Source organism: Patulibacter minatonensis DSM 18081 (assembly GCF_000519325.1).
Classification (GTDB): Bacteria; Actinomycetota; Thermoleophilia; order Solirubrobacterales; family Solirubrobacteraceae; genus Patulibacter; species Patulibacter minatonensis.
This window is the reverse complement of record NZ_KI912613.1, coordinates 1,415,317-1,437,426: the sequence shown is the minus strand read 5'-3', so window position 1 is coordinate 1,437,426 and position 22,110 is coordinate 1,415,317. Positions and strand designations below refer to the sequence as shown.

The following is a 22,110-nucleotide window of genomic DNA, read 5'->3' as shown; positions in this document are numbered from 1 at the left end:
TGCACAATTGCGCAGGGATGCTAACTTGGGCGGGTGCCGCACCCGTCTGAGCATCGCCCCGTCTCAGCGCCCCTGGAGCGCGAGGAGAGCGACCGGATCGCCGAGGCGATGTCGGCGTTCACCGCGCCCAGCCGCGTACGCCTGCTCTATGCCCTCGCCGAGGGCGAGATGACCGTCGAGGAGCTCGCGACCGCCGCAGAGGTGTCCTCGACCGTCGCGTCTCAGCAGCTGCGAGTCCTGCGGCAGCTCGGAGCGGTCACGGTTCGTCGCGATGGGCGCCACGCGCACTACCGGCTTCGCGACCACCACATGACCGACCTGCTCACGGCCGTGCGACACCACGCCGAGCACGACCGCTACCCCCAGGGCACGCCCGCCGATGCGGCCGCCGCGAACGAGGCGTCCGCATGAGTCATCTGCCGACCTGCACCGACGACCACGTCGACCACCTCGACTTCGACCTCGAAGGCGACGCAGCCGAGCATCACGATCCCGATCACCACGGCGCCGATGATCACGATCATGGGCACAGCCACGGGCTGGTGGACCGGTCGATCACGCAGTCCCGCGACGGGCTGCGGACCGTTGCGATCAGCCTCGGCGTCCTGCTGATCACCGCCTTGGTGCAGGTCGCGATCTTCTCACTGACCGGCAGCCTCGCGCTGTTGGCCGACGTGATCCACAACGCCGGCGACGCCCTGACCGCGATCCCGCTGTCGGTCGCGTTCCTGCTGCGCTCCCGGGTCGCCGAGAAGCGCGCCGGCTACTTCGTCGTCGCCGCGATCTTTGTCAGCGCGATGGTCGCCGCTGGCGAATCGATCAACCGCATCATCCACCCCCAGGACATCACGCACCTCTGGGCGCTCGCCGCCGCCGGCGCGGTCGGGTTCATCGGCAACGAGATCGCCGCACAGATCCGCACCCGCGCCGGACGACGCCTGGGCAGTGCTGCGCTGGTCGCCGACGGACAACATGCCCGCGCGGACGGCTACGTGTCACTTTCGGTGATCGCCAGCGCCGCGGTCGTGGCAATCGGTCTCCCGATCGTCGACCCGCTCATCGGCTTGGCGATGACCGCCGTGATCCTGCGGATCACCTGGGTGTCATGGTCGACCGTGCGGCGTGCGCAGACCTAACGCGGACGGGCTGCTGCTCTGGGCCATCAGCCGCGGCGCCCGACCTCGCAACCCCTAGCAAGCGGCGCAGGTCGACGCTCGGGGCCGCCAGATAGCGCTGCGATATCTACGCCACCTAGCGATCAGCTTCACACCGAGGTCGAGCTGAACCCGAAGACGGTCGGCTCGCTGTCGGTCGTCTCGAACGAAGCCGTCGGCGACTCCAGCGCGGACCTGCTCGATTCCGTTGGGTCGATCGCCGCCCGCGCCGTCTCGCTGGAGGCCGACCGCAGCATGCTCTGAGCCGCCGGGACGCCCGGCGGAAAGCAGCCCTGCGGCCTGCTCAACGTCGCTGCGATCACGAAGAACACGACGCTCACGCCGATCTACGCCGGGCTCGATCTCAAGGCTACGGAGTGCAGCTCGAAGCTCCAGCTGTGCATCCTCGAAATCGAAAGCACGTCGGGTCGCGGAGCCGAGATCGTCGACGCTTTCAATCTGCGGGCGCCCCAGGAGTAGTCCGTCCTGTGCGTCGCTACGCAGGCGTACAAGGGCCCGCTCTGCGTTCACGAGGGTCGTGATCGTCCGGTCGAGGATCGCTCCTGAATCTCGACGGAGCTCGCTGGCTCTAGCGCTACGGAGTGATGCGGTCAGAGCGGCCAGCGTCGCAGTTGCAGTGATCGCAGCGGTTGCGATCGGAACGACGATCGAAGCATCGGCCTCGGGCGGATCGTGGTCGATGCCTCAGTCGGTGCGCGGGGTTCGGCGAGCAGCCGGCTTGAGCGGGGGCCGTGGGGCTATTACCGAGGACTCCGTAGAGAACTGGTGGTAAGCGACGTACCAGTGAAATGGGAGAACTCAATCGAACACAACATAAAAATACGCGCATGGGAAACATCGATGTTCTCGGCGCGCTACCATGCTTTCTGTGGACCGGCACGACGAAATCTTGGGGGCGATCAGCCGGTTCTCACGCGAGGACATCCGTCAAGCGCTGGCCGCTCTCGAAGATCAGCAGGCACGGCTCGTCGGCCAGCGGCAGATCTTGCTCGCGATGTACGAGGCGGCGCCTGGAGTGGACAAGCCGGTAGCCGGCCGAGGGGGCCGAACGAAACTCGAGAGGCTCCGCAACAGGGAAGCGCACGGGCAGCAGGTGCTCGTTGATGCTCCAGAAGGCGGGCCAGCCCGGCGCGATGAACGCCATACGAGTGCGCGGTGGGAACTGCGCAAGATCGGCGGCGAACCGCGTCAGGTCCTGGTAGCGAGCGACGGCAGTGTCCTTGAGATCCGGGCTGGGAATCAGGACTGGGCTGACTCGGCCGACCTCCCGGTCAACCGGGCGGCCATCCTGGAGGCGATGCATACCGATCACGGTCGGCGGTGGACGCCAAAGGATGTTCACGCGCGCGTTCGCGACCAAGGCTCGCAGATGTCGGCTCCCAATGTCCGGGTCACGATGCAGAGAATGGCCAAGTCGGGCCAGCTCGTTCGCATCGCCGAGGGCGAGTATGTGATCGACGGGGTGCCGACCACTTTCTGATGACGCTAGATCGGGTCGACTGCTCCTTTAGTGCCCCCACGGGGCGAGCAGCGACGTGAAACCCCGACGGTCGCGCCCTAGTTTTCGAGGCGAGAGCGCGACCGTCGTGCGTGGGAGTCAGGGGCGGGTGCAGGTTGCCGCGAGGAGCCTTTAGACCTCTACCGCGCGGGTTCGAGTCCCGTCCGCTCCATCGAACTTACCACCCACCTGCGCGACGCCGTCGAATGCAAGGGGTGTAGCGCAGGACGCGACGACCTCGACGGTCGCGACTTACGACCGCGGTTAGGCGGCTATCGGATTCGAGGGCGGCGCGCATTAGAACCGCGGCAAGTCGAAGATCGGGTCGGGCGGCTCCGCGGTAGCGCCGTCGGTCGCCGAGACCTATGCCCTGCCCCGTCGGCCACGATCACGACCTTCTTCTCGTCGCCTACCTCGACGTAGACGGCCTCGCCGCCCTTGATGTTGTGGACTAGCGGTGCTCGGACACATGTCGAAGCCGGTCGTCGGTGCCCAGCCGCGGGTCGGCGGTCGCGATCCCCGTTGCCCCGCCCCCGCCACCGACGGCCCCACCCCGCCCCGTTGCTACGGTCGACCGTCTCCAGACCCGCCCGGAGAGCCTCCCCATGAGCACGCCCGACAGCCAGACCCACCACGTCCTGTTCCTCCTCACCGGCGCGAGCGCGTGGACCCTCGTCGACGGGTCGAAGCACCCGACCGGGTTCTGGGCGGACGAGCTCGTCGCACCGCACCGGGTGTTCTCCGAGGCCGGCTGGCGGATCACCGTGGCGACGCCCGGCGGCGTCACCCCGCCGCTCGACGAGAGCAGCCTCGAGCCCGCGAACGCCGGCGGCGACGCCCCCGCGGCCGAGCAGCGCGCCTACCTCGACGGCATCCGCGCGGAGCTCGAGGCGTCGGTCGCGATCGAGGACGTCGACCCGCGCGACTTCGACGTCGTGTTCGTCCCCGGCGGGCACGGTCCGATGGAGGACCTCGCGGTCCACGCCCCCACGGGCCGGATCCTCACCGCGCTCCTCGACGACGACATGAAGCTCGTCGCCGCCGTCTGCCACGGCCCCGCCGCGCTGCTGGCCGCCCGTCGCGCCGACGGCTCGTGGCCCTTCGCCGGCCGCACGCTCACCGCGTTCACGAACGAGGAGGAGCACCAGGCCGGCCTCGGCGAGATCGCGACCTGGCTGCTCGAGGACCGCCTGCGCGACGGCGGCTCCGCGTTCGAGTACGGCGAGCCGTGGGCGCCGTTCCTCGTCGAGGACAAGAACCTCCACACCGGCCAGAACCCGGCGTCGGCGGGCCCGCTGGCCGAGCGCCTGGTCGAGATCGTCGTCGCCCGCGACGAGGCCGCGAAGGCATTGGCCGAGGTGGAGGCGGACACGTCGGCGGACTAGCGCGGTGCGATCGCACGCGCCCGGTCTCGACGCGCTCACGCGGCGGTCCCGGCGGGCCCACGCTGGTGCGCCCCTCGCTCCCGCGTGAACCCGCACCCGCTCGTCCCTACTCCCGGTAGGCTCGCGCCCGTGTCCCTTCCCGCCCTCCGTCCCGCCCGCCCCGCGACGCCCGTGCGCCCCGCGCCGGCCCTCGACCCGGGCCCGCGCCGCCCCACGGCCTCGGCGCCACGCCGGCCCACGGTCGCCGTCGCCCTCGCCGTCCTCACCGGCGCCCTGACCGCCGCCACGCCCGCGGCCGCCGCCACGAGGCCCTTCGCCCCGGTCGACCAGCCCGGTCCCCCGCTCTCGCCCTCCCCCGCCGCTCTGGGCGAGTCGTGGAAGTGCAACACGACGAGCAACGTCCTTCCCGGCGGCCCCACAGTCCTCTTCGTGCCCGCCACCGGCGTCACGCCGGAGCAGAACTACGACTGGAACTGGAAGCTCGCCCTGACCCTGAAGCAGCGGCACATCGGGTACTGCACGGTCGAGCTGCCGCAGCGCTCCCTCGGGGACGTCCAGACCGCCGGGGAGTACGTGGTCAACGCGATCCGGCAGGTCCACGCGCTCGCCGGGAAGAAGATCTCGATCGTCGGCCACAGCCAGGGCGGCATGGTCTTCCGGTGGGCGCTCCGGTTCTGGCCCGACACGCGGGAGATGGTCGACGACGTCATCGGCTTCGCGGGGAGCAACCACGGGACGACCGTGATCGACGCGCTGCCGACGTGCTCGACGCTCGGATGCCCGGTCGCGAGCCTGCAGCAGCGCGCGGGCTCGAAGTTCATCACCGCGCTCAACAGCGGCCAGGAGACCTTCGCGGGCATCTCGTACACGAACATCCGCACGAACTACGACGAGGTCGTCACCCCGAGCAACGTCACCGACGGCGCCACGGCCTCGTCGTCCCTGACCACCGGCGACGGGCGGATCACGAACGTCGCGGTCCAGGACGTCTGCCCCGGCGACGTCAGCGAGCACCTGCTCGTCGGCACGACGTCGAACACCGCCTACGAGCTGGCGATGGATGCGCTCACGCACGACGGTCCGGCCGTCCCGTCGCGCGTCCCGGCGTCGACCTGCGCGACGCCGCTGATGCCCGGCGTGAACCCGCTGAACCTCGAGGCGAACCTCAAGGTCCTCACCGCGCTGCCCGGCCTCGTCAGCGTCGTCGGCGTGAACCTCGCCGGCGTGCCGACCACGACGACCGAGCCGGCCCTGAAGGACTACGTCTACGCGAAGGCGACCGCACCGGCGCCTGCCGCCGCGGCCGCGCGTCCCCGGCTCCGCGTCACCCCGGGCCGGATCCGCGCGGGACGCACGACGACGCTCCGGATCCGCGTCACGACGACGGCCGGGAAGCCCGTCGCGAAGCAGCGCGTGCGCATCCTCGGTCGCACGGCCCGGACCTCGTCGACGGGTCGCGCCACCCTGAAGGTCCGCCCGAGGAAGGCGGGCCTCGTCACGGCGCGGGCGACCGGAGGCGGCCTGCCGGTCGCCACGAAGCGGGTCCGGGTGCTGCCGGCGCGCTGAGCGCCGGCGCCCGGAACGTCGACGGCCGGCCCGCGGGCCGGCCGTCGACGACGATCGGTGCGGTCCGAGGACCGCGAAGAGGGTGCGCCGGCGGTGCCGGCGCGCGGTCCTCACTTGTTCTCGAACTCCGCCTTGCGCTTCTCGACGAAGGCGGCCATGCCTTCCTTCTGGTCGTTCGTCGCGAACATCGCGTGGAAGACGCGGCGCTCGAAGAGGAGGCCCTCGGCGAGCGAGACCTCCTGCGCGCGGTTGACGGTCTCCTTCGTCATCTGCGCGATCGGCTTGCTCATCCCGGCGATGGTCGCGGCGGTCTTCAGCGCGTCCTCGATCAGGTCGTCGGCGGGGACGATGCGCGAGACCAGGCCGGCGCGCTCGGCCTCCTCGGCCTTCATGTTGCGACCGGTCAGGCAGAGCTCCATGGCCTTCGCCTTGCCGACGGCGCGGGTCAGGCGCTGCGAGCCGCCCATGCCCGGCATGACGCCGAGCTTGATCTCCGGCTGCCCGAAGACCGCGGTGTCGGCCGCGAGGAGGACGTCGCCCATCATCGCCAGCTCGCAGCCGCCGCCCAGGGCGTAGCCCGCGACGGCGGTGACGATCGGGGTGCGGACGCGCTGGATGGCGTCCCAGCCGGCGAACCAGTCCGCGGCGTACATGTCCATGTAGGACTGCGGCGCCATCTCCTTGATGTCGGCACCGGCGGCGAACGCCTTGGCCGAGCCGGTGATGACGATCGCGCCGACGCCCGGGTCCGTGTCGAGCTCGGTCAGGAGAGCGGTGATCTCCTCCATGACCTGCAGCGACAGCGCGTTCAGCGCCTTCGGGCGGTTCAGCGTGACGAGCGCGACGCGGTCGTGTCGCTCGAGGAGGACGGTCTCGTAGGTGCTCTCGGTGGTGCTCATGCGGCGCTCCCGCCCTTGACGACGCCGGACTTCTCGGCGATCTGGGTGTAGACGACGGAGAAGTCCTTCGTCGCCGCGTCGGTCTCGTTCAGCGACGAGTAGATCTGGCCGGCGGCCTTGCCGAGCTCGGCGTGCACGCCGTTCTTCTCGACGGCGGCGAGCGCCAGGCCGAGGTCCTTGTTCATCAGGCCGACCGCGAAGCCGCCCGAGTAGTCCCGGTTGGCGGGGCTCGCCGGCACGGGGCCCGGGACCGGACAGTTGACGTTCAGGGCCCAGCAGGTGCCGGTGGCCGCGGACGCGACGTCGTAGAAGACCTGGTCCTGCACGCCGAGCTTCTCGGCCAGCGCGAAGGCCTCGCCGACGCCGATCTGGTGGATCGCCAGCAGCATGTTGTTGCAGAGCTTCACGGCCTGGCCGGCACCGGACGCGCCGCAGTGGACGGCCTTGGCGCCCATCACGTCGAAGTACGGCGCGGCGGCGGCGAAGACGTCGTCCCGCCCGCCGACCATGAACGCGAGCGTGCCGTTCGTCGCGCCGACGACGCCGCCGGAGACGGGGGCGTCGAGGTGCGTGAGGCCCGCGGCCTCGGCGTCGGTGGCGGACGCGCGGGCCTCGTCGACGTCGATCGTCGACGTGTCGATGAGGAGCGCGCCCTTCGTCGCGTTCGCGAGGACGCCCTCGGCGCCGTCGTAGACCTTCTTCACGAGGCCGCCGTTGGGCAGCGACGTGATCACGACGTCGGCGCCGGTCGCGGCCGCGGCGACCGAGTCGACCGGGATCACGCCCTCGGCCTTCGCCTTCTCGACGGCCTCCGGGACCAGGTCGAAGCCGTGGACCGTGTAGCCGGCCTTGGCGAGGTTGATCGCCATCGGCCCGCCCATGTGGCCGAGGCCGACGAACCCGATCGTCGTGTCTGCGGGGGTCTTGTCCGTGCTCATCAGCTGCGCGCTCCGTCCGTGTCGAGATCCAGGTCGTGCTCACCCAGGGAGGCGAAGAAGCCCTCGACGGTCGCGTCGTCGACCTCCTCGAGCTTCGCGGGGCTCCACTGCGGCTTGCGGTCCTTGTCGATGACCTGTGCCCGGACGCCCTCGACGAAGTCGGGGTGCGCCAGGAAGCCGACCGAGATCCGCAGCTCCTGCTGCAGGGCGTCCTCGAGGGAGGCCATGTCGCGCGCGGCGCGGAGGCCGCGCAGCGCGACCTTCACCGACGTCGGCGACTTGGAGAGGATGCCGAGCGCCGAGACCTTCGCGGCCTTCTCGGTCCGGGCCTGCAGGGCGGCGACGATCTCCTCGGCGGTGTCGTGCGCGTAGCAGGCGGCGATCCACTGCCGGCCCTCGGCGAGGTTGCCGTCGGGGATCTCGACGTCGACCTCCTCGGCGGTGTCGAGCGCGCCCTCGAGGTCGCCGGTCGCGAGCTCGGAGACGAGCTCCTCGACGGCGGACGACGCGATGATGCGGTCCGCCAGGCCGGCGGCGACGGCGTCGCGGGCACCGATGCGGGCACCGGTCAGCGCGAGGTGCGTGCCGAGCTCACCCTCCTGGCGCGACAGCAGCCAGGTGCCGCCGACGTCGGGCGAGAAGCCGATGCCGACCTCGGGCATCGCCGAGACGAGCCGCTCGGTCGCGATGCGGTGGCTGGCGTGGCCGGCGAGCCCGATGCCGCCACCCATGACGACGCCGTCCATGATCGCGACGACGGGCTTGGGGAAGTTCGCGATCCGCGCGTTCAGGACGTACTCCTCCGTCCAGAAGACGCGGGCGTCGTCGGTGCCCTGCTTCGCGGAGTCCGACAGGGCGATGATGTCGCCACCGGCGCAGAAGCCGCGGTCGCCGGCACCGTCCAGGAGGACGATCTCGATCGACGGGTCATCCTCGAAGCGGTCGAGCCCGACCTGGATCTGGCGGACCATCTCCAGGCTCAGGGCGTTGATCGACTTCGGCCGGTTCAGGGTGATCCGGCCGAGCGCGTTGTCCTTGCGGACGAGGACGTCGGTGTCCTCGGCATCGGGCTCGGTGGCGGGCGGGGTCCGCAGGCTCATGCAGGAGTCCTAACAGGAAGGGGAACGACGATGAGTGCCGCGGGCGCGAGCGCCCGCGGCGGGGAACTGCTCAGACGCGGCCCATGATGTCGCGCGCCACGATGACGCGCGCGACGTCGTCGGGGGTTCGGGTGGGCGACCTGTTGATCATCCCCGTCGTCATCAGACGCGGCCCATGATGTCGCGCGCCACGATGACGCGCATGACCTCGTTGGTGCCCTCGATGATCTGGTGGGCGCGGAGGTCGCGGACGATCTTCTCGAGGCCGTACTCGCTGAGGTAGCCGTAGCCGCCGTGCAGCTGCAGCGCCTTGTCCGCGACCTCGATCGTGATGTCGGTGACGGTGCGCTTGGCCATCGCGCAGAGGCGCGTCTTGTCCGGGTCCTTCGCGTCCAGCGCCGAGGCCGCGCGCCAGAGGAACGTGCGAGCCATCTCGAGCTCGGTCGCCATGTCGGCGATCGAGAACTGGATGCTCTGGAAGCGGCCGATCGGCTGGCCGAACTGCTCGCGCTCGCCGACGTACTGGATGGTCTTCTCGAGGGCCGACTGCGCGCCGCCCATGGAGCAGGCGGCGATGTTCAGGCGACCGCCGTCGAGGCCGGCCATCGCGATCCGGAAGCCGCCGCCCTCCTCGCCGAGGCGGTTGGCGACCGGCACCCGGCAGTCGTCGAGGTTGACCGACGCGGTGGGCTGGGCGCGCCAGCCCATCTTGTGCTCCTGCTTGCCGAACGACAGGCCCTCGGTGCCGTCCTCGACGACGAAGGCGGTGATGCCCTTCGGGCCCTTGTCGCCGGTGCGGGCCATGATCACGTAGACCCCGGCGACGCCGGCGCCGGAGATGAACTGCTTGGCACCGTTGAGGACGTAGTGGTCCCCGTCGAGCCGCGCCGTCGTGGCGAGGCCCGCGGCGTCGGAGCCGGCACCGGCCTCGGTCAGGCAGTACGCGCCGAGCGTCTCCATCGACGCGAGGCCCGGGATCCACTTCGCCCGCTGCTCGTCGTCGCCGAACGTGTCGATCATCCACGTCGCCATGTTGTGGATCGAGGTGTAGGCGGCGATCGTCGGACAGCCGGTGCCGAGCGCCTCGAAGATCAGCGCGGAGTCCAGGCGGGTCATCCCGGACCCGCCGAACTCCTCGTCGCAGTAGATCGCGCCGAGCCCGAGCTCCGCGGCCTCGCGGAGCACGTCCACGGGCAGGTGCTTCTCCTCGTCCCACTCGACCGCGCCCGGGGCGATCCGGTCGTCGGCGAACTGCCGCGCCATCGCCGCGATCTCGCGCTGGTCGTCGTCGAGGTGGAAGGGGGCGGTGCCACTGACCGTGGACATGGTGCTCCTCGTGCTGTCGTCGTCCGGGCGGGCGGGCCGCTAGTTCATCGTCGGGATGACGAAGTGCGAGCCACCCGCGGTGGAGTCGTCGTCCGAGGCGGGCTTGGGCCAGCGCTGCGTGACGGTCTTCGTCTTCGTGTAGAAGCGGATCGAGTCGGGGCCGTGCTGGTTGAGGTCGCCGAAGCCGGACTTCTTCCAGCCGCCGAACGTGTGGTACGCGATCGGCACGGGGATCGGCACGTTGATGCCGATCATGCCGGTGTCGATGCGGCGGGCGAACTCGCGGGCGGTGTGGCCGTCGCGGGTGAAGATCGCGGCGCCGTTGCCGTAGTCGTGCTCGGACGGCAGCGACAGGGCGTGCTCGAAGTCGTCCGCGCGGATGACCATCAGCGCGGGGCCGAAGATCTCCTCCTTGTAGATGCGGTGCTCGGGCTTGACGTGGTCGAACAGGGTGCCGGCCACGTAGAAGCCGTTCTCGTCGCCCTCGACCTTGCCCTCGCGGCCGTCGACGACGAGCTCGGCGCCCTCGTCCTTGCCGATCTGGATGTACTCGAGGACGCGGTCCTTGGCGGCCTGCGTGACGAGCGGGCCGTAGTCGACGTTCGGGTCCGTCGGCGCGCCGATGCGGAGGGCCTCGACCTTGGGCTTCAAGGCCGCGATCAGGCGGTCGGCGGTGTCCTTGCCGACCGGGACGGCGACGGAGATCGCCATGCAGCGCTCGCCGGCCGAGCCGTACGCCGCGCCGACGAGGGCGTCGACGACCTCGTCGAGATCGGCGTCGGGCATGATGATCGCGTGGTTCTTCGCGCCGCCGAAGCACTGCGCCCGCTTGCCGGTCTCGGCCGCCCGCGTGTAGATGTACTGCGCGATCGGGGTCGAGCCGACGAAGCCGACGGCCTTGATGATCTCGGAGTCCAGGATCGCGTCGACGGCCTCCTTGTCGCCGTTGACGACGTTCAGGATGCCGGCGGGCAGCCCGGCCTCGAGCGCGAGCTCGGCGAGGCGCAGCGGCACGGAGGGGTCGCGCTCGGACGGCTTGAGGATGAAGGCGTTGCCGGCGGCGATGGCCGGGGCGAGCTTCCACAGCGGGATCATCGCCGGGAAGTTGAAGGGCGTGATGCCGGCGACGACGCCGAGCGGCTGGCGCATCGAGTAGACGTCGATGCCCGTGCCGGCGGCGTCGGTGTACTCGCCCTTGAGCAGGTGGGCGATGCCGGTGGCGAACTCCGCGACCTCGACGCCGCGCTGGATGTCGCCCTTGGCGTCCGGGACCGTCTTGCCGTGCTCGGACGAGAGCAGCTCGGCGAGCTCCTGGCCGTTCTCGTTGATCAGGTTGATGAACTTGTTGAGGATCCGCGCGCGCTTCTGCGGGTTCTGCGCGGCCCAGGCCGGCTGCGCCTCCTCGGCGTTCTTGATCGCGGCGTCGACCTCGGCCTTCGAGGCCAGCGCGACCTGCGCCTGGACCTGACCGGTGGACGGGTCGAAGACGTCGGCGAAGCGATCGGACGTGCCCTCGAGGCGGGCACCGCCGACGAAGTGCGGGATGACGGTGGCGATGGAGCTCATGTCGGGGACCTTTCCCGGGAGTTGCGCAGCGGGCGCACGGATACGCACCTCCGTCGTGCGGAGGCACGAGGCCGAGTATAGGAGGAAGTCCGACTATCGGCAAACCGCCTGCTTGTGGCGGGTGTGGCCATCCGCATCGCGTCGTCGGCACCGCCGCGCCCTCCCGGACGGCAGGTGGAGCGGTCACACCGGACGGTGGATCGGCGCCGGCGCCGCGCGGTACCGTGTCCGCATGTCCCGGCAGGCCGACCGCGCGACCGCGCTCGACGATCACCGCCACGCGACGGCACCGCGCATCAGCAACCGCAGCCACGCGTCGCTCCTGCGCAGCGCCCGGATCCTCGAGCGGCGACTACGGGAGGTCCAGGACCAGCTCGAGGCGCTGACCGCCCAGGTCGCCGACGCCTCCGTGGCCCCGGCCCCCGACGCGTTCCCCGCCCCGCCGCGGCTGACCGCCGCGGAGCACCGGGTCCTCGCGCTCCTCCCGAGCACCCTCTCGCGGGGCCAGATCGCGATGAAGCTCCACCTCTCCCCCAACACGGTCAAGACCCACGTGCAGCGGATCTACCGGTGCCTCGACGTCTCGACGCGCGAGGACGCCGTGACGGCCGGGCGGGCGCACGGGTACCTGTAGGCGGGAGTCCTACCCCCCGAGCGTCCGCGACCAGATCTCCGCGGAGACCCGCCCGAGCGCCTCGATCTCCTCGTCCGTCGGCGGAGTCGGGCGGAGCGCCAGGCGCGTGTAGGCGAGCTGGTCCAGGACGCCCCCGAGCGCGTCGGCCAGGATCGCGACGTCGGAGGTCTGCAGCGCGCCCTGGTCCTGCAGGCGCCGCAGCCACCGCTCGATGCGGTCGACGTAGCCGCGACGGACGTCCAGCCAGACGGCGTCGAGACCCGGCTCGTGGCCGGCCGCGAGCTCGCGCAGGACGCGGAAGACGTCGCGGTGCCGGGCGTAGACGCGGAAGAACTCCGTGTTGCGCGCGACGATCGCCTCCGGGTCGACGGAGCTGCCCTCCGTCAGCGGACCCGTCGCCTCCAGGAGCAGCCCCAGCGGGCCCTCGAGCGCCTCCAGCAGGATCGCGTCCTTGTCCGGGAAGTGCCGGTAGAAGCTCGCCGGCGACATGCCCGCGGCGGCCGTGATGTCCGCGATCCGGGTGGCGGCGTAGCCGCGCTCCCCGAAGCACTCGGCGGCGGCGTCGAGCAGCCGGGCACGCGATGCGCGGCCCCGGGCGTTGCCGGTCGCAGGTGCTGCGGAGGTCACCGGTGGAGCGTCCACGAGATCAGTTTGACAGGCGTCACAGAAAATGCGAATGTGAATTCGCAATCGCAAACCGCCCGAGGGAGCCGCGGTGCAGCAGGCGTCGGACATCGATCTCATGGACCTGGACCCCTTCGTCGCCGGCGAGGACGGGGCGCTCTTCCGTCGCCTGCGCGACGAGGACCCGTGCCACTGGAACGACGAGGCGAACGGCCCTGGGTTCTGGTCGCTCACGAGGTACGAGGACATCAAGGCGGTCGCCGGGGACTGGCAGACGTTCTCGAGCGCGCAGGGCACGCAGATCGAGAGCCGCCGCGCCGAGGGGCACGGCAAGCCGTCGATCCACAACATGGACCCGCCGCGCCACAAGCTGCTGCGCAACCTGCTCACCAGCGAGTTCACCCGCGAGGGCGTCTCCCGGATGGAGCCGCGGGCCCGCGAGGTCGTCACCGAGCACCTCGACGCGCTGGTCGCCGCCGGCACGACGGACCTCGTCGCCACCGCGACGATGCAGATCCCGATCCTCGTCTTCGGCACCATGCTCGGCGCGCCGAAGGAGGACGTCCACCGGCTGCTCGAGTGGACAAACGTGATGTCGGGCCAGTCGGACCCCGACTACGGCGCGGACCCCGCGGTCGTCGAGCGCGTCCGCCACGAGGTCTTCGACTACTTCCACGAGCTCACCGAGGCCCGGCGCGCCGCGCCGCAGGAGGACCTGATCAGCGTCCTCGTGCAGGGCGAGGTCGACGGGCAGCGCCTGCAGCGCGACGAGCTCGACCCCTACTACCTCGTGATGCTCGTCGCCGGCAACGAGACGACGCGCAACATGATGACCGGGGCTGCGTTGCTCCTGCACCAGCACCCGGAGGAGCGCGAGCGGCTGAAGGCCGGGCTCGTCACCCCGCGCCAGGCGATCGAGGAGGTCGTGCGGATGGTCTCCCCCATCGTCTGCATGCGGCGGACGGCCACGCGCGACGTCGAGCTCCACGGGAAGCAGATCAAGGAGGGCGACAAGGTCGTCCTGTGGTTCACGTCGGCCAACCGGGACGAGCGCGTCTTCGACGACCCCGACCGCCTGATCCTCGACCGGACCCCGAACAAGCACCTCGGCTTCGGGCGCGGCCCGCACTTCTGCATCGGGTCGCACCTGGCGCGGCTCGAGGGCGAGATCCTGCTCGAGGAGCTCGTCCGCCGCGACCTGACGATCGAGGTCCTGGGGACCCCCGAGCGCCTGCGCTCGAACTTCTTCCGCGGCATCAAGAAGCTGCCGGTCGCGGTGCGCTCGGCGTCGGGCTGCCCGGTGGGGGCGCACGGGTGATCGACGTGGCGCAGCCGGGAACCGCGGGCGTCGCCGACCCGGACGCCGGGCGGACGATCGAGGTCGTCGACCCGAGCACCGAGGAGGTCGTCGGGCACGTGACCGAGGCCGGGCCCGCCGGGGTCGACGCCGCGGTCCGTGCCGCCCGTGCCGCGCAGCCGGGCTGGGCGGCCACCGCGCTCGACGACCGCCTCGCGCGACTCACGGCGCTGGCCGACTCGCTGGAGACACGCGCCGAGCCGATCGGCCGGTCGCTCGCCCGCGAGATGGGCATGCCGCTCGCGCAGGCCGTCGCGGTCCAGGCGGCGCTGCCCGTCGGCGTGCTCCGCGCGACCGTCGAGGCCGCGCGCACGTTCCCGTTCGCCGCCGAGGAGGGCGGCGCGACGATCCTCCGGGAGCCCGCCGGCGTGGTCGCGGCGATCACGCCCTGGAACTTCCCGCTGCACCAGATCGCCGCGAAGATCGGGCCGGCGATCGCGGTCGGCTGCACCGTCGTGCTGAAGCCGAGCGAGCTCGCGCCGCTGACGATCGATCTGCTCGAGGAGGCCGCCCGCGAGGCCGGGCTGCCCGAGGGCGTCCTCGTCGTCGTCCACGGCACCGGCCCGGTCACGGGCGAAGCCCTGGTCCGGCATCCGGACGTCGACGTCGTGTCGCTGACCGGCTCGGTGGCCGCCGGACGGCGCGTGGGCGCGATCACGGGCGAGGCCATCAAGCGGGCGTGCCTCGAGCTCGGCGGCAAGTCGCCGTCCGTCGTCCTGGACGACGCCGACCTCGAGCACGCCGTCCGCCACACCACGGAGCGCTGCTGCTTCAACAGCGGTCAGGCCTGCAACGCGCCGACGCGCCTGCTCGTCCCGCGGGAGCGACTCGACGACGCGCTGGCGATCGCGGTCGACGCGGCGGCGGGGCTCGTCGTCGGGCCGGCGACCGCCGAGGGCACCACGATGGGCCCGGTGATCTCGGCCGCCGCGCGCGACCGGATCCGCGCCGCGATCGACGGTGCCGTCGCGGAGGGCGCGCGCGTCGTCCACGGCGGCAGCGCACCGCCCGACGGCGTCCCCGACCACGGCTTCTGGGTCGCCCCGACCGTCCTGGCGGACGTGACCGCCGAGATGCGGGTCCACGGCGAGGAGCTCTTCGGCCCGGTGCTCTGCGTGGTCGCGTACGACGACGAGGACGACGCCGTCCGCCTGGCCAACGCCACGGACTACGGGCTGTCGGCCGAGCTCTTCACGGGGGACCCCGAGCGGGCCCGGCGGGTGGCCGGCCGCCTGCGGGCGGGGCAGGTGAAGGTCGGCGGCGTCGGCGCCCGGCAGACGCTCGGCGCGCCGTTCGGCGGCTACGGCCTGAGCGGCCTGGGACGTGAGCTCGGGCGCTTCGGCCTCGAGGAGTTCGTGGAGACCAAGGCGGTGCTCGGTGTTTGACCCGACCTCCCCGACCGGCAGGACCGAGGAGTCCGACACGGGCGGCGCCGCCCGGATCGTCGACCCCGTCGTCGTGACCGGCTGCGCGTCCGGCATCGGCGCGGCCGTCGCGGCGCTCCTCGTCGCGCGCGGGATCCCGGTCATCGGCCTGGACCTTCGCGCCGTCGGGCCCGATGGCGTCGACCTGCGCGCCTGCGACCTGAGCGATCCCGCCGCGATCGACGACGCCGTGGCGCGCCTGCCCGGGCGGATCGCCGGCATCGCGTCGGTGGCCGGTGTCCCGGGAACGCACCCGGCGGAGCGGATCGTCGCGGTCAACCTGCTCGCTCCCCGCCGGCTCGGGGCCGCGCTGCTGCCGCGGATCGCCCCGGGCGGAGCGATCGTCAACGTCGCCTCGGTCGCCGCGCAGCGCAGCGACCGCACCGACGAGGACGTCGCCGCGGTGCTGGACGCGACCGACGAGGACGTCCCGGCGCTCGTCGCGGCCCACGGGCTCGACGGCACGGCGACCTACGACTTCACGAAGAAGGCCCTGCTCGCGCTGACCAGGCGCCAGGCGCGCGCCGGGGTGGCGCGCGGGGTGCGGGCGCTCAGCGTCTCGCCGGGGCCGACGGAGACGCCGATCCTCGGCGACTTCGAGGAGACGATGGGCGCGGACCGCATGGCGGCCGCCGTGGCGATCGTCGGGCGGCACGGCCGTCCGGGCGACAACGCGCCCCTGATCGCCTTCCTGCTCTCGCAGGAGGCGACGTGGATCAACGCCGTCGACATCCCGGTCGACGGCGGGCTGCTGGGCATCCGGGACTGACACGGAGCACGAGGAGAGAGATCGAGATGGAGACGGCGGAGTACACCGAGGTCGGCACCGGCATCAGCGTCTTCGAGGACGACGCGACGGTCGAGGGGCCCGTGGTGTTCCTCGACAGTCCGCAGGCGGTGATCGACTTCGTCGCCGGCGACGCGGTGCAGGACACGATCGTCCTGGCGCGCGGGGGCACGACGACGTTCCTCACCCCCGCGCTGACGTCGGGGGTCAAGGGCGTCGTGACGCTGCAGGGCCACCCGGAGAGCCACCTCGGGATCCTCTCCCGCGAGTACGGCATCCCGTGCGTCATGGGCGTGGCGTTCACGAGCGGCGTGCGCTCGGACCGCGGCGAGGTCATCCCCGCCGACGGCGTCCGGCTGCGCCTCGACGTCGCGACGAAGGAGGGCCGCGTGCTCGCCGAGCCCGGCGCGCCCGTCGACGACACGCCCCCGCCGGAGCCGACCGACGCGGACGCCGAGGCCGCCGCGATGGCCGAGCAGATCGCCGTCCTCCTCGCGAACTTCGAGGGCACGGTCCCGCACGGCTCCGAGGGCGACCAGCAGATCCGCGCGCCGTTCACGACCGACGTCCTGCAGCTCACCGACGAGAACGTGGAGCGCGAGCTCTCGGTCACCGAGGCCAACGAGCTCCAGCGCTACATGGCGTGGAACATCTGGGACTTCCTCGCGGCGCGCGCCACGGAGGGCGAGTCCGGCCTGATCCCGCGGCAGGAGTACGAGTGCTTCGGCTGCGTGCAGCAGTGGCAGCGCTACCCGGACTTCTACCGGCTGATCCTCGACCGGATCGGCGTCGACGGCGTCGTGAGGATCGGCGAGATCCCGCGCCACGAGCCGGCCAACAAGGTCAACCTGCTCCACACCTGGTGCGCGGGCTTCACGCCGATGTTCGGTCGCGCGATCCTCGGCGAGCTCGGCATCGCGCCGACCGACGCGCGGGCCGAGGACACCCGCGTCCTGCTCCAGTTCATGCGCCGCCTCTACAAGGGCCTCTGGGGCTCGGGCGACATGTTCACGTCGATGAAGGGCTACCGCGCCCCGATGCTCGACCAGGCGTGGCTCGACCGCTTCGAGGGCGACCAGGTGTCCGTGGAGGACCCCGAGCGCCGGAAGCTCTTCAACAGCTTCAACGCGGCGACGGAGATGCTCGGCTTCCTCCTGCACTTCGACAACCGCAGCGGCCTGAACGACACCGGCCCGTACGACCTGGGCGACGGCCGGTTCATGATCGTCCGCGACCACTTCCTGCACGACCCGATGTACCACTGGCACGACGTGGCGGAGGACCTGCCGCACTGCCTCACGCAGGCGATGGTCTTCGACACGAAGGGCGAGGAGCTGGACCTGGCCCTGATGGACGGCGGCACGCTGTTCACGAAGCCGGGCAACTACCTCAAGCACCTGGTGTCCGCCTCGGTCTACGTCCGCGAGACGTGGGACACCCCCGCGTCGGAGATCCGGCTGATCGACGAGGACGAGATGCGCTCCGTCCTCGATCGCTGCAAGCCGGCGACGGACAAGCTCTACCGCCGCATCGCGTCGATGTCGCCGCGGGACAAGATCAACTGCGGCGCGCAGGTCTACTACGGCGAGTTCGTCGGCGCCGTCGCCCGCGCCGCCGGGGTCTGGGAGGAGCTCCAGAGCGACCACGACTTCTGGGAGTGGGACGAGGTCGCCTCGCAGGCGTACTACCCGCTCGTCCGCGACGGGATCGGCGTGCAGCTCGTCGGCAAGCTCTTCATCACGGGCACCGGCTTCCCGGCGCTGCCGGAGGGCGCGTTCGTCGACGTCGAGCTCGCCGACCTCCACACCCTGGCGCTGCGCGGCTCGGTCGTCGACCCGCCCGGCGACACCGCGGTGCTCGCGTCCGCCGGGCTGGCGACGGAGACGCCGGTGGGCTGGATGCTGACCGAGCAGGGCACCGCGAAGCACGCGGAGCTCCTCGCCGCCGAGCAGAAGACGCTCGACCGCGAGGCGATCCAGCCCGTGTACGAGCGCTTCCTCGCCGCCAACGGCCCGTTCAAGGCGCTGAACTCGCGCTGGCAGTCGACCGACGAGGACGGCCGCTGGGCGCTGACCGGCGAGCTCGCCGACCTCGTCGGCCGCGTCGAGCCGGTGCTGCGCCGCACGACCGAACAGCTGCCGCGGTTCGGCGGCTACGACGCTCGACTGAAGGCGGCGCTCGCGAAGGTCGAGGCCGGCGAGTTCGACTGGGTCACGAGCGTGAAGCTCGACTCGCTCCACACCGTCTGGATGGAGCTGCACGAGGACTTCCTGCAGACGCTCGGGATCTCGCGCGAGGAGGAGGGGTCGTACTGATGGCCGACTCCGCGACCACCCCCGGGGCCGCGGGCTCCGGGGCCGACCACGCCACCCCGACCGCACCCGACGGCGGGGGCACCCAGCTCACCTGGGCGTTCGACGACGCACCGGACCCCGACCCCGCGCTGCTCGGCGGCAAGGGCGCGGGCCTCGTGAAGATGGTCGGCCTCGGGCTGCCCGTCCCGCCGGGGTTCGTCCTCGGCACGCCGTGCGGCCGTGAGGTCACCGGCGGAGGCGAGCTGCCCGAGGCGCTGATCGCCGAGGTCGACGCCCGGCTGGCCGCGCTCGAGGAGGGCGCGGGCCGGCGATTCGGCGACGACGCCGCACCGCTGCTCCTGTCGGTCCGCTCGGGCGCCCCCGTCTCGATGCCGGGGATGATGGACACGATCCTGAACGTCGGCCTGACCGCCGACGGTGCGGCGGCGCTCCGCGAGGAGACGGGCGACGCATCGTTCGCGTCGTCGTCGTTCGAGCGCCTGCTGCACGGCTTCGCGACGACGGTCCGCGGGATCTCCGGCGGCGTCGTCGAGGACGCGCTCCTCGACCTGCCGTCCGGTGCGACCGCCGAGGACCGCTGCACCGCGATCTTCCGCCTGATCGAGACCGAGGGCGAGGCGGCCGGGCTGGGCGGGTTCCCGGACGCCCGCGGCCAGCTGCTGGAGTCGATCGCCGCGGTGTTCCGGTCCTGGAACTCCCCGCGTGCCGCGGCGTACCGGCGGCACAAGGGGATCGACGAGGACATGGGCACCGCGGTCGTCGTGCAGCGGATGGTCTTCGGCAACCGCGGCGAGGACTCCGGGAGCGGCGTCTGCTTCACCCGCGACCCGGCGACCGGCGCGGCCGGCGCGTACGGCGATGTGCTGTTCGACGCCCAGGGCGAGGACGTCGTCGCCGGCGAGCGCGACACCCTGCCGCTCGCCGACCTGGGCGAGCGGCTGCCCGCGGTCGCCGACGGCCTGCAGTCGGTCTGCGACGTCCTCGAGCAGGACGCGCGCGACCTCTGCGACATCGAGTTCACGATCGAGCAGGGCGAGCTCTGGATCCTGCAGACCCGCGTCGGTCAGCGGTCGGGCCGGGCGGCGGTGCGGCTCGCGGTCGCGTTCGCCGACGAGGGCGTGATCTCCGAGCAGGAGGCCGTCGAGCGCGTGACCGAGGAGCAGGTCACGGCCGCGTGCGCGCCCGTCTTCGCGGAGGAGGCCCCGGCGGACGTCGTCCTGGGCCGCGGCCTGGCGTGCTCGCCGGGTGCGGTCGTCGGCGTCGCGGCGACCTCGGTCCGCGAGGCGCAGGAGCGCTCCGAGGCCGGCGAGACCGTCGTCCTCGTCCGCCCGACCACGGCGCCCGCCGACCTGCCCGGGCTCCTGGCGTCCGCCGCCGTCGTCACCGGTCGCGGCGGGCGGGCCAGCCACGCCGCGGTCGTCGCGCGCGGGCTCGACCGCCCGGCCGTCTGCGGGACCGGCGACCTCGACGTCGAGGACGGCGACCCGTTGTCCGTCGACGGCGACCGCGGCCTCGTCGCCCGCGGCGCCCTGCCGCTGTCGAAGGCCGAGGACGACCCCACCATCAAGCGATTCCTGGAGTGGCAGCATGCTCACCGCGGCTGACGAGTGGCACGTCCATCAGACCTCCGAGCCGATCGCGGTCTCGGGGACGGACCGGAACTTCTACGACCGGTCGTACTTCGGGGTCTTCGACCCGGCGTCGGACGTCATGGTCGCCGTCGCGTTCGGGATGTACCCGCACCTGAACGTCGCTGACGCGCACCTGACCGTCGTCCACGGCGGGACGCAGCACTGCCTGCACGCGTCGAAGACCCTGCACAGCGACCGCGCGACGCTGCGGGTCGGGCCGGTGGCGATCGAGATCGTCGAGCCGCTCCGGAAGCTGCGCGTGACGGTCGACGAGACGGACGGCCTGGCCGCGGACTTCACCGTCACCGGCGTGCACTTCCCGATCGAGGAGCCCCGGTTCGTCCACCGCTTCGGCCCGCGGACGTTCATGGACTACACGCGGCTGTCGCAGGCGTGCACCGCGGAGGGCTGGGTCACGGTCGGCGGGACCCGCACCGAGCTCGGCGGCGCGTTCGCCCTGCGAGACCGCTCGTGGGGGATCCGCCCGACGGGCGCGCCGGACACCCAGGCGTACCAGCCGCCGATCCAGCCGCAGTTCGCGTGGCTGTGGACCCCGGTGCGCCTCGGTGACCGGACGCTGTTCTGGCACCAGAACGCCGACGGGGCCGGCCGGCCGTGGAACACCCGCGCGACGCTGGTGCCGGACGGCTCGACCGCCGAGGAGCACGTCCACGCCCACGGCACGATGACCCCGACGCTCCTGGGCGGGACCCGCTGGATCTCCGGCGCCACCCTCGAGATCGAGGCGGACGACGGCACCGACCTGGAGCTCGTCTACACCCCGCGGATGCACCTCGAGATGCAGGGCATCGGCTACCGCCACCCGGTCTGGTCGCACGGCCTCCCCCACGGCGAGCTCGAGGTCGCCGTCGAGGCCCTCGACCTGACCGACCCGGCCCCCGACGAGCCCCACCGCTGGCACCGCCAGGTCCTGTGCGACGTCGCGGTCCGCGACCGCGGGGCCGGCACCGAGGACCAGGGCACGGGTGTCCTCGAGCACCTGTTCATCGGCCCGTACGGACCGCTGGGGTTGGAGTAGGGCGGGGCCCCCGGTGGTGCGGGGCGCGGCGCGGCGTCCCGAGGCGCGGCGCCGGTCGGCCAGAGCGGCGGCGGGCGGCGACGCGAGGCCCGAGGGCACGGCGTCGGCCATCTGCGGCAGGCCCGTTCGGCGGGCCTGCGCGGAGGCAGGCCCGCCGAACGTGCACGATCCGACAGCGAACGTCCGCGCCCGATCGAGTGTCGGATCGTGCACCGCAGAGCTGCATGATCCGACACTCGATCGGGGCCGGAGTCTCGTTGGCGGATCGTGCACGAACGGGCGACGCGGACCCACCTCACCGCCGGCGCCCTCGGTGGCCGGACCGTCATCCCGACGGGTCCGACCACACGCCCGTCACCCCGACGGGTCCGCCGAAGCGGCGCCGGCGGTCCGGGCCGGTACCGCCATCGCGCCGGCGCCGGAGCTCGACGTCCCGCCGGTGCCGGACCCCGTTCGCGAGACCGACCGGACGGCTGCCTCGGACGAGGACGTCGATCGGGACGCGGGGGCCGCGGCAGCCGACCGCGACGAACCTCAGGCGTCCGTCGCCGTCCCGGCTCCGTCGGCCGTCCGCGACCCGCCCGACCCGGACGAGCCGACGCTCGAGTCCGTCCCGCCCGACCCGGACGAGCTGTCCGACCCACTCGACCCCGTGCCCGATCCGGATCCTCCCGAGCCGGTCGGCCCGGACCCACCCGAGCCGGTCCGGCTCGAGCCCGTCGTCGTGCTCGTCGACCGCGAGCCCGCGCCGCGTCCCGTGTCCTGCGCACCTCCGGACCGCGGTCCGGCATCGCCGGTCCCCGCGCCGGTCGCCGTCGCCCCGCGCGCGCCCGCACCGGCCACCTT

Annotated in this window: 19 protein-coding genes and 1 pseudogene; 13 read left to right on the top strand and 7 right to left on the bottom strand. The window is 72.2% G+C overall.

All coding sequences use genetic code 11. The features are described 5' to 3' along the window. Positions 1 to 33: 33 nt before the first annotated feature. Positions 34 to 411 carry an ArsR/SmtB family transcription factor gene (locus PATMI_RS27990; RefSeq protein ID WP_051471141.1) on the top strand — a complete coding sequence of 126 codons (378 nt, stop codon included), beginning with the start codon at positions 34 to 36 and terminating at the stop codon, positions 409 to 411. Beyond that, positions 408 to 1,136: a cation diffusion facilitator family transporter gene (locus PATMI_RS27985; protein WP_084269738.1), complete on the top strand. Its 729-nt coding sequence runs from the start codon at positions 408 to 410 to the stop codon at positions 1,134 to 1,136. Before PATMI_RS27990 ends, PATMI_RS27985 begins: the two co-directional genes overlap by 4 nt. A 128-nt stretch (positions 1,137 to 1,264) precedes the next feature. On the opposite strand, the gene PATMI_RS0106520 is transcribed toward PATMI_RS27985, so the two are convergent. Continuing rightward, the gene (locus PATMI_RS0106520) at positions 1,265 to 1,495 is read right to left on the bottom strand and encodes a hypothetical protein (RefSeq protein WP_026910290.1); all 231 of its coding nucleotides are present in this window, start codon (positions 1,493 to 1,495) and stop codon (positions 1,265 to 1,267) included. A 548-nt stretch (positions 1,496 to 2,043) separates the two neighbouring features. Between PATMI_RS0106520 and PATMI_RS36505 the strand changes: the two genes are divergently transcribed. The 3 genes from PATMI_RS36505 (at position 2,044) to PATMI_RS34030 (ending at position 5,624) form a co-directional block, all read left to right on the top strand. After that, positions 2,044 to 2,655 (top strand): hypothetical protein, encoded by a 612-nt coding sequence (locus PATMI_RS36505; protein WP_157260646.1) that lies wholly within the window; start codon positions 2,044 to 2,046, stop codon positions 2,653 to 2,655. A gap of 623 nt (positions 2,656 to 3,278) precedes the next feature. Beyond that, positions 3,279 to 4,058, top strand: a complete 780-nt coding sequence (locus tag PATMI_RS27980) for a type 1 glutamine amidotransferase domain-containing protein (RefSeq protein ID WP_051471139.1) — start codon at positions 3,279 to 3,281, stop codon at positions 4,056 to 4,058. A 129-nt stretch (positions 4,059 to 4,187) separates the two neighbouring features. Next, positions 4,188 to 5,624 carry a lipase family alpha/beta hydrolase gene (locus PATMI_RS34030; RefSeq protein ID WP_051471138.1) on the top strand — a complete coding sequence of 479 codons (1,437 nt, stop codon included), beginning with the start codon at positions 4,188 to 4,190 and terminating at the stop codon, positions 5,622 to 5,624. A 110-nt stretch (positions 5,625 to 5,734) separates the two neighbouring features. Here PATMI_RS34030 and PATMI_RS0106490 read toward each other — a convergent pair whose 3' ends face one another. The 5 genes from PATMI_RS0106490 to PATMI_RS0106465 form a co-directional block, all read right to left on the bottom strand. Further along, entirely contained in the window at positions 5,735 to 6,523 is a 789-nt protein-coding gene (locus PATMI_RS0106490; RefSeq protein WP_026910288.1) for an enoyl-CoA hydratase, read from the bottom strand. Next, positions 6,520 to 7,461 carry a 3-hydroxyisobutyrate dehydrogenase gene (gene mmsB / locus PATMI_RS0106485; RefSeq protein WP_026910287.1) on the bottom strand — a complete coding sequence of 314 codons (942 nt, stop codon included), beginning with the start codon at positions 7,459 to 7,461 and terminating at the stop codon, positions 6,520 to 6,522. Before mmsB ends, PATMI_RS0106490 begins: the two co-directional genes overlap by 4 nt. After that, entirely contained in the window at positions 7,461 to 8,561 is a 1,101-nt protein-coding gene (locus PATMI_RS0106480; protein WP_026910286.1) for an enoyl-CoA hydratase/isomerase family protein, read from the bottom strand. The genes mmsB and PATMI_RS0106480 overlap by 1 nt, the downstream gene beginning before the upstream one ends. Positions 8,562 to 8,723: 162 nt before the next feature. Next, on the bottom strand, positions 8,724 to 9,887 hold the full coding sequence (locus tag PATMI_RS0106470; protein ID WP_026910285.1) for an acyl-CoA dehydrogenase family protein: 1,164 nt from the start codon (positions 9,885 to 9,887) through the stop codon (positions 8,724 to 8,726). Positions 9,888 to 9,926: 39 nt separating this feature from the next. Continuing rightward, positions 9,927 to 11,453: a CoA-acylating methylmalonate-semialdehyde dehydrogenase gene (locus PATMI_RS0106465; protein WP_026910284.1), complete on the bottom strand. Its 1,527-nt coding sequence runs from the start codon at positions 11,451 to 11,453 to the stop codon at positions 9,927 to 9,929. 232 nt (positions 11,454 to 11,685) lie between these two features. Between PATMI_RS0106465 and PATMI_RS37865 the strand changes: the two genes are divergently transcribed. Further along, on the top strand, positions 11,686 to 12,087 hold the full coding sequence (locus PATMI_RS37865) for a helix-turn-helix transcriptional regulator (protein WP_026910283.1): 402 nt from the start codon (positions 11,686 to 11,688) through the stop codon (positions 12,085 to 12,087). A 9-nt stretch (positions 12,088 to 12,096) separates the two neighbouring features. Here PATMI_RS37865 and PATMI_RS0106455 read toward each other — a convergent pair whose 3' ends face one another. Beyond that, positions 12,097 to 12,714, bottom strand: a complete 618-nt coding sequence (locus PATMI_RS0106455) for a TetR/AcrR family transcriptional regulator (RefSeq protein ID WP_051471137.1) — start codon at positions 12,712 to 12,714, stop codon at positions 12,097 to 12,099. Between the two features lie 88 nt (positions 12,715 to 12,802). Here PATMI_RS0106455 and PATMI_RS0106450 point away from each other — a divergent pair, with 88 nt between their 5' ends. The 7 genes and pseudogenes from PATMI_RS0106450 to PATMI_RS37855 form a co-directional block, all read left to right on the top strand. Beyond that, positions 12,803 to 14,029: a cytochrome P450 gene (locus PATMI_RS0106450; protein ID WP_026910281.1), complete on the top strand. Its 1,227-nt coding sequence runs from the start codon at positions 12,803 to 12,805 to the stop codon at positions 14,027 to 14,029. A 5-nt stretch (positions 14,030 to 14,034) separates the two neighbouring features. Further along, positions 14,035 to 15,453 (top strand): aldehyde dehydrogenase family protein, encoded by a 1,419-nt coding sequence (locus PATMI_RS0106445; RefSeq protein ID WP_026910280.1) that lies wholly within the window; start codon positions 14,035 to 14,037, stop codon positions 15,451 to 15,453. After that, on the top strand, positions 15,446 to 16,261 hold the full coding sequence (locus PATMI_RS27965; protein ID WP_051471135.1) for an SDR family oxidoreductase: 816 nt from the start codon (positions 15,446 to 15,448) through the stop codon (positions 16,259 to 16,261). The genes PATMI_RS0106445 and PATMI_RS27965 overlap by 8 nt, the downstream gene beginning before the upstream one ends. Before the next feature lie 26 nt (positions 16,262 to 16,287). Next, positions 16,288 to 18,594: a PEP-utilizing enzyme gene (locus tag PATMI_RS37860; RefSeq protein WP_036725365.1), complete on the top strand. Its 2,307-nt coding sequence runs from the start codon at positions 16,288 to 16,290 to the stop codon at positions 18,592 to 18,594. Next, positions 18,594 to 20,198, top strand: a complete 1,605-nt coding sequence (locus tag PATMI_RS27960; protein ID WP_051471134.1) for a pyruvate, phosphate dikinase — start codon at positions 18,594 to 18,596, stop codon at positions 20,196 to 20,198. Before PATMI_RS37860 ends, PATMI_RS27960 begins: the two co-directional genes overlap by 1 nt. Further along, positions 20,182 to 21,264, top strand: coding sequence for an Rv3169 family protein (locus PATMI_RS0106425; protein WP_026910278.1), 1,083 nt, complete (start codon positions 20,182 to 20,184; stop codon positions 21,262 to 21,264). The genes PATMI_RS27960 and PATMI_RS0106425 overlap by 17 nt, the downstream gene beginning before the upstream one ends. Positions 21,265 to 21,703: 439 nt before the next feature. Beyond that, positions 21,704 to 22,110 (top strand): annotated as a pseudogene (locus tag PATMI_RS37855) (hypothetical protein); the annotation flags it as partial.